A 10,150-nucleotide genomic window follows, 5' to 3' on the forward strand; every position below is an offset into this window, starting at 1 on the left:
TCCTCGCCCCCCGCTTCGCGGAACTGTTCCCTACCGCGATCGCCAATCTCTTCCAGCGTCTCGATGCAGTCAGCGACGAACGCCGGGCACATCACCAGAATCTTTTTCACTCCGCTTTTGGCCAGTTCATCCAGCCGCGCTTCGGTATACGGCTCGATCCATTTCGCCCGGCCCAGGCGTGACTGAAACGACACCGACCATTTGCCGTCCGGCAGGCCCATGGTTTTGGCGAAGGCGGCGGCGGTACGGAAACACTGCGCGCGGTAACAGGTTGCCAATACCGCCGGCGAGGCGGTCTGACAGCAATCGGCGCCCTTGAGGCAGTGATTGCCCGTCGGGTCGAGTTTGCTCAGATGGCGCTCCGGCAAGCCATGAAAGCTCAGCAGCAGATGATCGTAGTCCTGCTGCAGATGCGGACGCGCACTGGCGGCCAGTGCTTCGATGTATTCCGGCTGATCGTAGAACGGTTGCAGGATCGACAACTGCACATCGAGTTTCTTCTCGCGCAGCACGCGCCGGGCTTCTTCGATCACGGTGGTCGTAGTGCTGTCGGCGAACTGCGGATACAGCGGCGCCAGCGTGATCTTCTTATGTCCCGCTTTGACCAGACGCAGCAGACAGGTTTCGATCGACGGCTCGCCATAACGCATCGCCAGATCCACCGGGCCGTGTTTCCACGTCCGGGTCATCTGCTCCTGCAAGCGGCGGCTGAGCACCACCAGCGGCGAGCCCTCCTCCCACCAGATCGAGGCGTAGGCATGGGCCGATTGCTCAGGGCGCTTGATCAGGATCAGCGACACCAGCAACCGCCGCAGCGGCCATGGCAGGTCGATCACGTACGGGTCCATCAAAAATTGATTGAGGTAGCTGCGCACATCGGCCACCGAGGTGGAGGCCGGAGAGCCCAGGTTGACCAGAAGCAAAGCGTGATCGGTCATGCAACGTCCTATTTCAGAGGCGGCTGGAGAGATCATCCAGAGCCGCGCGTAAATCCGTAAAGCGGAAAGCGAACCCCGCTTCGAGCAAGCGTGCCGGCGTGGCGCGCTGGCCGCCGAGCAATAACAGTGACAGTTCGCCGAGCATGATCTTCAGCGCCAGGGTCGGCATCGGCATGAACGCCGGGCGGTGCAACACACTGCCCAGCGTCTTGGCAAATTCGCGGTTGCGCACAGGTTTCGGCGCGCAGGCATTATAAGGACCGCTCGCCTGATTCCGGTGCAGAAGAAAATCAATCAGGGCGATTTGATCGTCGATATGAATCCACGGCATCCACTGCCGACCATTGCCCAAAGGCCCGCCCAGCCCGAGCTTGAACGGCAGCAACAGCCGCGACAAAAAGCCGCCCTCGGCCGACAGCACCAGACCGGTTCGCACCAGCATCACGCGTATGCCGAGGTTCTCGGCACGCAGCGCGGTTTCTTCCCAGGCGATGCACAACTGACTGGCGAAGTCGTCGATGCCGGGCGGCGATTCTTCAGTCAACTCGCGTTCGCCACCGTCGCCGTACCAGCCGATCGCCGAGCCGGAAATCAGCAGCGACGGTTTCTGCGCACGAGTTTCCAGCCACGCCAGCAGCGTTTCCGTCAGGGTGATGCGGCTGCTCCACAGCAACGCCTTGCGGCGATGGGTCCAGGGGCGGTCGGCAATCGGCGCGCCGGCGAGATTGACGATCGCATCCAGCGGCTCTTCGCCGAGGTCCTCCAGACGCGAAATTCCGCGCACCTGCGCGCCGCAGATCTGCGCGACTTTTTCCGCGCGGCGACTCCACACCGTCAGGCTATGGCCCTGCTCCAGCCAGTGTCGGCAGAGCTGACGTCCGATCAAACCAGTACCGCCGGTCAGCAATATGTGCATGACATCTTCCTCGCGTGGCGTTTAACCCGGATCACTAGTCTATTTTTATAGGCAGGGATCTTTTCGATCGGGCAGGCTCTATGGTTTAACAATAGGCCAAGCTGTCAGAACGAGAACGCTAGAAGTTATACCAAAAAACATAATTGTACAGGTTTGATCGACGGCGTAGTCTGTACAGAAAGGTAAACGAGGCCCCTATGACTGTACCTATCGCAATCATCGGCACCGGCATCGCCGGGCTCTCCGCAGCCCAGGCTCTGACAGAGACCGGGCATACCGTTCAACTGTTCGATAAAAGCCGCGGCAGCGGCGGGCGCATGTCGAGCAAGCGCAGCGACGCTGGCTCGCTGGACATGGGCGCTCAATACTTCACCGCGCGCGACCGGCGCTTCGTCACCGAGGTGCAGCGCTGGCAGAGCCAGGGCTGGGCCGCCGAATGGACGCCGCAGTTGTACACCTTCCAGGGCGGCCAACTGAACATGTCGCCGGACGAGCAGACCCGCTGGGTCGGCACGCCGCGCATGAGCGCCATCACCCGTGGCCTGCTCGATGGTCTGGATGTGCAGTTCGCCTGCCGCATCACCGAAGTCTATCGCGGTGAAGAACACTGGCATCTGCAGGACGCCGACGGCTGCACCCACGGCCCCTTCAGCCATGTGGTGATCGCCACACCAGCGCCGCAAGCCACCGCGTTGCTGGCCGCCGCACCGAAACTTGCCGGCGTCGCAGCCGGGGTGAAAATGGAGCCGACCTGGGCCGTCGCCCTCGCCTTCGAAACTCCACTCGATACGCCAATCGAAGGCTGCTTCGTGCAGGACAGCCCGCTCGACTGGCTGGCGCGCAACCGCAGCAAACCCGGGCGCGACAGCACTCTCGACACCTGGGTGCTGCATGCAACCAGCGCCTGGAGCCGGCAACATATTGATCTGTCCAAGGAAGCCGTAATCGAGCATCTGCACGGTGCGTTCGCCGAACTGCTGCACAGCGCCATGCCTGCGCCGACCTTCAGCCTCGCCCACCGCTGGCTCTATGCGCGCCCCGCTACCGGCCATGAATGGACCACGCTGGCTGATGTCGATCTGGGCCTGTACGCCTGTGGCGACTGGTGCCTGTCAGGCCGCGTTGAAGGCGCCTGGCTGAGCGGTCAGGAGGCTGCACGTCGCTTGCACGAACACCTGCAATGAATCGCATCAATCCGCGCAAATTGCTGCTGTCGAAGTGGACAGCAGCCCAGCCGCAAAACCGCGAAAAACATTTTCTGGTGACCGAACTGATCCGCGACGAGGAAGGTACGGTGCTGGAAGTTGAATTGCAGGCGGTGCTGACCCAGCGTAGCGAGCGACTGGATTGGCAGGTGCTGAAAGACAGCGAGAACTGGTTACTCGGCTGGAAATAGATTTCCCTTGTGGGAGCGAGCCTGCTCGCGAATGCGCTGTGCCAGATGCGGATTCGCTGACTGACACACCGCTTCGCGAGCAGGCTCGCTCCCACAGTGTTCTTGGTGAACCCAAAAAAGTTATACAAATCATTTGACTTGTACATCCATCGATCTATGCTGAGGAAAAGTTGTACAGAGATAACTCTCTGTACAGGTATAGATTCGAGGTGCTCATGTCTACTGCTTCCCTGTCCAAGCCGAAGATCGCCATCAGCGCCTGCCTGTTGGGCGAAGAAGTGCGCTACAACGGTGGGCACAAGGAATCGCGGCTGTGCAGCCGTACCCTCACCGAATATTTCGATTTTGTCCCGCTGTGCCCGGAAGTCGCCATCGGCATGGGCATTCCCCGTGAGCCGATCCGGCTGGTCGGCGACCCGGAGCAACCCGAGGCCGTCGGTACCGTCGACCGCACTATCAACGTCACCAGGCCGCTGGCCGAGTACGGCGAGAAAATGGCCGCCGAGTTGCAGGACCTGTCCGGCTACATCTTCATGCAGCAGTCGCCCTCCTGCGGGCTGGAACGGGTCAAGGTCTATCACGACAACGGCGCGCCAGTGAATGGTGGCGGACGCGGCATCTATGCGCAGGCATTTTGCGCACAACATCCTGACCTGCCCGTGGAAGAAGCCGGGCGCCTCAACGATCCGGTGCTGCGGGAAAACTTCATCACCCGCGTATTGGCCTACAGCGCCTGGCAGCAAGTGCTCGCCGAGGGCCTGAGCCGCCGCGCGCTCACCGAATTCCACTCGCGCTACAAGTACCTGCTGATGGCGCACAACCCGCTGCAATACAAAAACCTCGGCAAGATGCTCGGCAATATGGCTGACAGCGATCCCGCCGAACTCGGCCCACGCTACTTCAGCGAACTGATGGCCGCGCTGAAGAAATGCGCCACACGCGGTACTCACTGCAACGTGTTGCTGCACCTCAGCGGATATTTGAAACAATCGCTAAGCGCCGAAGACAAACAGGAAATGCAGCAGATCATCGGCCAGTACCGCCAGGGCATCGTGCCGCTGGTGGTGCCGTTGACGCTGCTCAAACACCATTTTCGACTCCATCCGGACCCGTACATCGCGCAGCAGGTTTACCTGCAGCCTCATCCGGAAAACCTCAGTCTGCGAAACGCGATCTAATGAACGATAAAACCGACAGCAGCGCCCGGGAAGACCTCGGCGCCGACTTCAAGAAAGCCCTCGACGAGGGCTGGTTGCCGATTCGCGAAGTCGCGCGGCAGACCGGCGTCAACGCCATCACCCTGCGCGCGTGGGAACGTCGCTACGGCCTGGTGGTGCCCCAGCGCACGCCCAAGGGTCATCGGCTCTACAGCGCTGAACATGTGCAGCGGATCATGGCCATCCTCACTTGGCTCAACCGTGGGGTGGCGGTCAGCCAAGTCAAGCCACTGCTCGACGCGCCGCAAGCCTTCACCGAAACCGTGGAGAACGACTGGCAGCGTCTGCGCCAGACTTTGCTCTCGGCAGTCACCGCACTGAATGAGCGCACGCTGGATGACAGCGTCAATCAGGCCATCGCCCTGTACCCGCCACGGACCTTGTGCGAGCAATTGCTGATGCCGTTGCTGGCCGAGCTCGAACAGCGCTGGCAGGGCCAGTTCGGCGCGCAGATGGAGCGCACGTTTTTCTATTCCTGGCTGCGCAGCAAGTTCGGCGCACGCATCTACCATAACAACCGCCAGCTGCATTCGGCGCCGCTGCTGTTGATCAATCATTCCGACCTGCCGCTGGAGCCGCATCTGTGGCTGTGCGCGTGGCTGATCAGCAGTGCCGATTGCCCGGTGCAAGTGTTCGACTGGCCGCTGCCTGCCGGTGAGCTGGCGCTGACCGTCGAGCATCTGCAAGCCCGTGGTGTGCTGTTGTATTCGAGCAAAGCCATGCAATTGGCGCAGTTGCCCAAGCTGTTGGCGAACGTCAATTGCCCGACCCTGATTGCCGGCCCCACGGTGCACATTCACCACACCGAGCTGTCAGCACGCACCGCCCAAGCCACCGATCTGTTCCTGGCCGAAGATCCGCTAGCAGCCCATCAGGCGCTGCTCGAGCGCGGATTGATTTGATGACGGGTTTAATCACATGCAATTGATCTGGCTGCGCAGCGACTTGCGCCAACATGACAACACTGCCCTCGCGGCCGCCGCAGCGCGCGGCCCGACGGTGGCGGTGTATCTGTTGAGCCCGCAGCAGTGGCTGGAACACGACGATGCGCCGTGCAAGGTGGATTTCTGGTTGCGCAACCTGCGCGAACTGAGCCAGAGCCTGGGCAGGCTGAATATCCCGTTGTTGATTCGCAGCGCGCCGCACTGGGATCAGGCGCCAGCAGAACTGCTTAAGCTGTGCCGGCAATTGAAGATCGAGGCGGTGCATGTCAACGAGGAATACGGCGTTCATGAGAGCCGCCGCGATGAGGCCGTGGCCGAAACGTTGCAGGCCGAGGGCATCGAATTCCACAGCTATCTGGATCAGTTGCTGTTCAAACCCGGGACGGTGCTGACCAAGACCGGCACCTATTTCCAGGTGTTCAGTCAGTTCCGCAAGGTCTGCTACGAACGCCTGCACCGCTCGATGCCGGCCTTGGTCAAAGCACCGGGCAAACAGGCCGCCCTGGATATTGCCAGCGATGCGATTCCCGAGGCTGTCAAAGGCTTCGCCACGCCGAGCGAATCCCTGCGCGCCCTGTGGCCGGCCGGCGAGCAAGAGGCGCGGCGCCGCCTCGACACCTTCACCGACGCGCAGATCGATTATTACCGCAGCGAACGCGACTTCCCGGCCAAACCCGGCACCAGCCAATTGTCGGCGTACCTCGCCGCCGGGGTGATCTCGCCACGCCAGTGCCTGCACGCTGCACTGCAAAGCAATCAGGGCGAGTTCGAAAGCGGCAAGGTCGGCGCGGTGACCTGGATCAACGAGCTGCTGTGGCGCGAGTTCTACAAACACATTCTGGTCGGTTATCCACGCGTCTCGCGGCATCGCGCCTTCCGCCCGGAAACCGAGGCGCTGGCCTGGCGCGATGCGCCGGAAGAACTCAAGGCCTGGCAGGAGGCACGCACCGGACTGCCGATCATCGACGCGGCGATGCGCCAATTGCTCGAAACCGGCTGGATGCACAATCGCCTGCGCATGGTCGTGGCGATGTTCCTGACCAAAAATCTGTTGATCGACTGGCGCGAAGGCGAACGCTTTTTCATGCGTCACCTGATCGATGGTGACCTGGCGGCGAACAATGGCGGCTGGCAATGGAGCTCGTCCACAGGCACCGACTCGGCGCCGTACTTCCGCATTTTCAACCCGCTGAGCCAGTCGGAAAAATTCGATGCCGAAGGCGTGTTCATCAAGCACTGGTTGCCGGAACTGGCCGGGCTCAACAAGAAGGAAGTGCACAACCCAGCGGCAGCCGGAGGACTGTTCGGCGTGGCCGATTATCCGGCCCCGATCGTCAACCTCAGCGCTTCACGCGAGCGCGCGCTGACGGCGTTCAAGAACCTGCCGTCGCGCCAGCCAGTGGGCGGCAGCGATGAGTGACTTCCTGCGCAGCTTCGCCCGCGAGTTTTCCGGGTTGAACAAAGACAACCTGCATCGCCTCGGCGAGCTGTACAGCGACGACATTCATTTCACCGATCCGCTGCACGAAGTTCAGGGCCTGGCACAACTGCAGGATTACTTCAGTGAGCTGTACGCCAACGTCAGCGATCTGCGTTTCGATTTTCACGGCTTTGACCAGATCCGCGAAGGTGAGGGTTACCTGCGCTGGGTCATGAGTTATCGCCATCCGCGCCTGGCCAAGGGCCGGGAAATCAGGGTCGGTGGCTGTTCGCACCTGCTCTGGCGCGACAAGGTTTATCGCCATCGGGATTATTTCGATGCCGGGGCGCTGCTGTATGAACACTTGCCAATATTGGGCCGGGTGATTGCCTGGCTGAAAAGGAGAATGGGATGAGTCGTACACCTCCACGGCGGTATTGGTTGACCGGCGCCAGCAGTGGCATCGGTGCAGCCTTGTGTGAGGACATTCTGAAAAGCGGCGCGCACCTGGCGGTCAGCTCGCGCTCGGCCGCGCCGCTTAAGGTTTTGTCCCAGCGTTATCCGGGCCAGGTGCTGGTGGTGCCCGGCGATCTGACCAACAGTCAGACCGTGCGCGAAATCGGTGAGCAGATCGGCGCGGCCTGGGGTTCGCTGGACAGCGTGATTCTCAACGCCGGCACCTGTGAATATGTCGACGCGCGCCAGTTCGATTCGTCGATCATCGAGCATGTGGTGCGCACCAATCTGCTCGCCAGCAGCTATTGCATCGAAGCCGCCTTGCCGCTGCTGCGCAAAGGCACCGCGCCGCACCTGGTCGGCATGGCCAGCTCGGTGACCTACCTGCCGCTGCCACGGGCCGAAGCCTATGGCGCATCGAAGGCCGGGCTGCGTTACCTGTTCGAATCGCTGCGCATCGATCTGGCGGATGAAGGCATTGAAGTCACCATCATCAGCCCGGGTTTTGTCGAAACGCCGCTGACCGAGAGGAACGATTTCCCGATGCCGCTGAGCTGGCCTGCGGATAAAGCGGCGCGGCACATCTTCGCCAAACTCAAGGACCGTCCGCTGGAAATTGCCTTCCCGGGGCTGTTCATGGCCGCGCTGTGGCCGCTGTCGAAACTGCCCGCCCGCGCGCAACTGGCGATCGGCAAACGCATGGTGCGCAAGAACCCTCCGCAGCGGGACCCGATATGAAAATCGCCGTAATTGGCAGCGGTATCGCCGGGCTCACCTGCGCCTACCTGCTGAACCGCCGCCACGACATCACCGTGTTCGAAGCGAGTGACTGGGTCGGCGGCCATACCCACACCGTACCGGTCAGCGTGGCCGGGCAGTCGTTCGCCATCGACACCGGTTTCATCGTGTTCAACGACTGGACCTACCCGAACTTCATTCGTTTGCTCAACCAGCTTGGCGTGGCGTTCAAGCCGACCGAAATGAGCTTTTCGGTAACCGATCCGGACACCGGCGTGGAATACAACGGCAACAACCTCAACAGCCTGTTTGCCCAGCGCAGCAATCTGTTGTCGCCGGGGTTCTGGGGCATGCTGCGCGACATTCTGCGCTTCAACAAAGAAGCCCAGCGCGACCTGATGGAACTGCGCATCGCCGCCGACACCACCCTCGACGATTACCTCAAGGCTGGCGGCTACAGCGAGCGTTTCATACTGCATTACATCGTGCCGATGGGCGCGGCGATCTGGTCGATGCCGATGGCGGAAATGCTCAATTTCCCGCTGCAATTCTTCCTGCGTTTCTTCAAGAATCATGGCCTGCTGTCAGTCAGTGATCGCCCGCAGTGGCAAGTCATTGAAGGCGGTTCCAGTGCCTATGTGGCGCCGCTGACCGCTTCATTCAGCGACAGGATTCGCCTGAACTGCCCGGTCAAGCGCGTCGAGCGCAACCAGCACGGCGTAGTTATCCACAGCCCGGCCGGCCTCGAACATTTCGACAAAGTGGTGTTCGCCTGTCACAGCGATCAGGCGCTGAACCTGCTGGCCAACCCGAGCGAAGCCGAGCGCTCGATTCTCGGCGCCCTGCTCTACGCCGACAACGACGTGGTGCTGCACACCGACACGCGTCTGCTGCCGACACGCAAACTGGCCTGGGCCAGCTGGAACTATCGCCTCGGCGGCGCCGGCCATACGCGCGCGGCGGTCACCTACAACATGAACATCCTGCAAGGCATCGAAAGCGACACCACGTTTTGCGTCAGCCTCAACCAGACCGCCGGCATCAGCCCCGATAAAGTGCTGGCCCGTTACACCTATGCCCACCCGCAATACACGCTCGCCGCAGCGGCCGCGCAAAACCGTTGGGGCGAACTCGATGGCGAGCAGCACACGCATTATTGCGGCGCCTACTGGGCCAACGGCTTTCATGAAGATGGCGTGGTCAGCGGGCTGCGCGTGGCCGCCGCGTTCGGTGAAACCCTGTGAACAGCGCTCTGTACAGCGGCGTCATCGGCCACCGACGTTTTGCCCCGCGCCGCCACGAATTCCGCTACCGCATCGGCCTGCTCTATCTCGACCTGAGCGAACAGGACGCCGTACTGGCCCTGTCGCCACTGGCGGGGCGCAGCCGCTTTGCGCCGTTCTCGTTTCGCGAAACCGATTACCTCAAAGCCTTCACCGGCAAGGGCATGCGCCTGATCGACGCCGTGCGCCAGCAGGTCGGCGCAGCTATCGGTCATGAGCCACAAGGCGCGGTGTGCCTGCTGACCCAGCCGCGCAGCTGGGGGCTGTCGTTCAATCCGGTGAGTTTCTTCTATTGCCATGAAGCCAACGGACAACTCGCGGCGATCGTTTGTGAAGTAACCAATACGCCCTGGCGCGAGCGTTATCACTATGTGCTGCCGGCGCAGGTGCCGACCAGCCTGGTGGATTTCCATCAGCATTTCGCTGTGGCCAAGGCGTTTCACGTCTCGCCGTTTCTGCCCCGCGACCTCGAATACCGCATGAGCTTCAGCCCCGCTGCGCAAAGCCTTGGCGTGCACATGGCCGATTGGCAGGGCAACGAGAAACTGTTCGACGCCACGCTGAATCTGCGCCGCGAGCCGCTCGATCGGCGCAGCCTGCACCGCTACCTGCGGCGCTTCCCGTGGATGACCGCAAAAACCGCTTTGGCGATTTATTGGCAAGCACTGCGACTGCTACTCAAGCGCGCGCCGATCTTCGCTCACCAGGCTGCCGACGGCAGCTTTCAAACCGCCACTGTGCCTCCGAAGGAGCCGCACCATGAAATCCTCTAGCCTGCCGCTCGGTCGCTTCAGCACCAACGGTTTGACCGGCTCGCTGCTGCGCCGTGGCGTGTTGCGCCA

At 61.7% G+C, this 10,150-nt stretch carries 11 protein-coding genes; 9 read left to right on the plus strand and 2 right to left on the minus strand.

Features of this window, described 5'->3' with window-relative positions:
- Together hemH and D6877_RS00780 are read right to left on the minus strand one after the other, a co-directional pair.
- Positions 1–938: ferrochelatase (gene hemH, locus D6877_RS00775; protein ID WP_130909544.1), on the minus strand; the 938-nt coding region annotated here is incomplete at its 3' end.
- Between the two features lie 13 nt (positions 939–951).
- On the minus strand, positions 952–1,854 hold the full coding sequence (locus D6877_RS00780; RefSeq protein WP_130909545.1) for a TIGR01777 family oxidoreductase: 903 nt from the start codon (positions 1,852–1,854) through the stop codon (positions 952–954).
- A 197-nt stretch (positions 1,855–2,051) separates the two neighbouring features.
- On the opposite strand from D6877_RS00780, the gene D6877_RS00785 reads away from it, so the two are divergent.
- The 9 genes from D6877_RS00785 (at position 2,052) to D6877_RS00825 (ending at position 10,081) form a co-directional block, all read left to right on the plus strand.
- Positions 2,052–3,038 (plus strand): NAD(P)/FAD-dependent oxidoreductase, encoded by a 987-nt coding sequence (locus D6877_RS00785; protein ID WP_130909546.1) that lies wholly within the window; start codon positions 2,052–2,054, stop codon positions 3,036–3,038.
- Positions 3,035–3,250, plus strand: a complete 216-nt coding sequence (locus D6877_RS00790) for a TIGR02450 family Trp-rich protein (RefSeq protein ID WP_130909547.1) — start codon at positions 3,035–3,037, stop codon at positions 3,248–3,250. The genes D6877_RS00785 and D6877_RS00790 overlap by 4 nt, the downstream gene beginning before the upstream one ends.
- Before the next feature lie 215 nt (positions 3,251–3,465).
- Positions 3,466–4,428 carry a DUF523 and DUF1722 domain-containing protein gene (locus tag D6877_RS00795; RefSeq protein WP_041479992.1) on the plus strand — a complete coding sequence of 321 codons (963 nt, stop codon included), beginning with the start codon at positions 3,466–3,468 and terminating at the stop codon, positions 4,426–4,428.
- Positions 4,428–5,369, plus strand: coding sequence for a MerR family transcriptional regulator (locus tag D6877_RS00800; protein WP_130909548.1), 942 nt, complete (start codon positions 4,428–4,430; stop codon positions 5,367–5,369). Before D6877_RS00795 ends, D6877_RS00800 begins: the two co-directional genes overlap by 1 nt.
- A gap of 16 nt (positions 5,370–5,385) precedes the next feature.
- Positions 5,386–6,831, plus strand: a complete 1,446-nt coding sequence (gene phrB, locus D6877_RS00805) for a deoxyribodipyrimidine photo-lyase (protein ID WP_130909549.1) — start codon at positions 5,386–5,388, stop codon at positions 6,829–6,831.
- On the plus strand, positions 6,824–7,246 hold the full coding sequence (locus D6877_RS00810) for a nuclear transport factor 2 family protein (RefSeq protein ID WP_130909550.1): 423 nt from the start codon (positions 6,824–6,826) through the stop codon (positions 7,244–7,246). Before phrB ends, D6877_RS00810 begins: the two co-directional genes overlap by 8 nt.
- The gene (locus D6877_RS00815) at positions 7,243–8,025 is read left to right on the plus strand and encodes an SDR family NAD(P)-dependent oxidoreductase (RefSeq protein ID WP_130909551.1); all 783 of its coding nucleotides are present in this window, start codon (positions 7,243–7,245) and stop codon (positions 8,023–8,025) included. The genes D6877_RS00810 and D6877_RS00815 overlap by 4 nt, the downstream gene beginning before the upstream one ends.
- Positions 8,022–9,269, plus strand: coding sequence for an FAD-dependent oxidoreductase (locus D6877_RS00820; RefSeq protein ID WP_130909552.1), 1,248 nt, complete (start codon positions 8,022–8,024; stop codon positions 9,267–9,269). The genes D6877_RS00815 and D6877_RS00820 overlap by 4 nt, the downstream gene beginning before the upstream one ends.
- Positions 9,266–10,081, plus strand: a complete 816-nt coding sequence (locus D6877_RS00825; RefSeq protein ID WP_130909553.1) for a DUF1365 domain-containing protein — start codon at positions 9,266–9,268, stop codon at positions 10,079–10,081. The genes D6877_RS00820 and D6877_RS00825 overlap by 4 nt, the downstream gene beginning before the upstream one ends.
- Positions 10,082–10,150: the final 69 nt, after the last annotated feature.

Origin of the sequence: Pseudomonas sp. Sample_9, assembly GCF_004307535.1 — a bacterium.
Taxonomy (GTDB): domain Bacteria; phylum Pseudomonadota; class Gammaproteobacteria; order Pseudomonadales; family Pseudomonadaceae; genus Aquipseudomonas; species Aquipseudomonas mercuritolerans.

Bases quoted from the DNA above. Each gene is read 5' to 3' on its own strand.
- D6877_RS00800 (WP_130909548.1), top strand. From the start codon at position 4,428: ATGAACGATAAAACCGACAGCAGCGCCCGGGAAGACCTCGGCGCCGAC.
- phrB (WP_130909549.1), top strand. From the start codon at position 5,386: ATGCAATTGATCTGGCTGCGCAGCGACTTGCGCCAACATGACAACACT.
- D6877_RS00820 (WP_130909552.1), top strand. From the start codon at position 8,022: ATGAAAATCGCCGTAATTGGCAGCGGTATCGCCGGGCTCACCTGCGCC.
- D6877_RS00815 (WP_130909551.1), top strand. From the start codon at position 7,243: ATGAGTCGTACACCTCCACGGCGGTATTGGTTGACCGGCGCCAGCAGT.
- D6877_RS00780 (WP_130909545.1), bottom strand. From the start codon at position 1,854: ATGCACATATTGCTGACCGGCGGTACTGGTTTGATCGGACGTCAGCTC.
- D6877_RS00790 (WP_130909547.1), top strand. From the start codon at position 3,035: ATGAATCGCATCAATCCGCGCAAATTGCTGCTGTCGAAGTGGACAGCA.
- D6877_RS00810 (WP_130909550.1), top strand. From the start codon at position 6,824: ATGAGTGACTTCCTGCGCAGCTTCGCCCGCGAGTTTTCCGGGTTGAAC.
- D6877_RS00785 (WP_130909546.1), top strand. From the start codon at position 2,052: ATGACTGTACCTATCGCAATCATCGGCACCGGCATCGCCGGGCTCTCC.
- D6877_RS00795 (WP_041479992.1), top strand. From the start codon at position 3,466: ATGTCTACTGCTTCCCTGTCCAAGCCGAAGATCGCCATCAGCGCCTGC.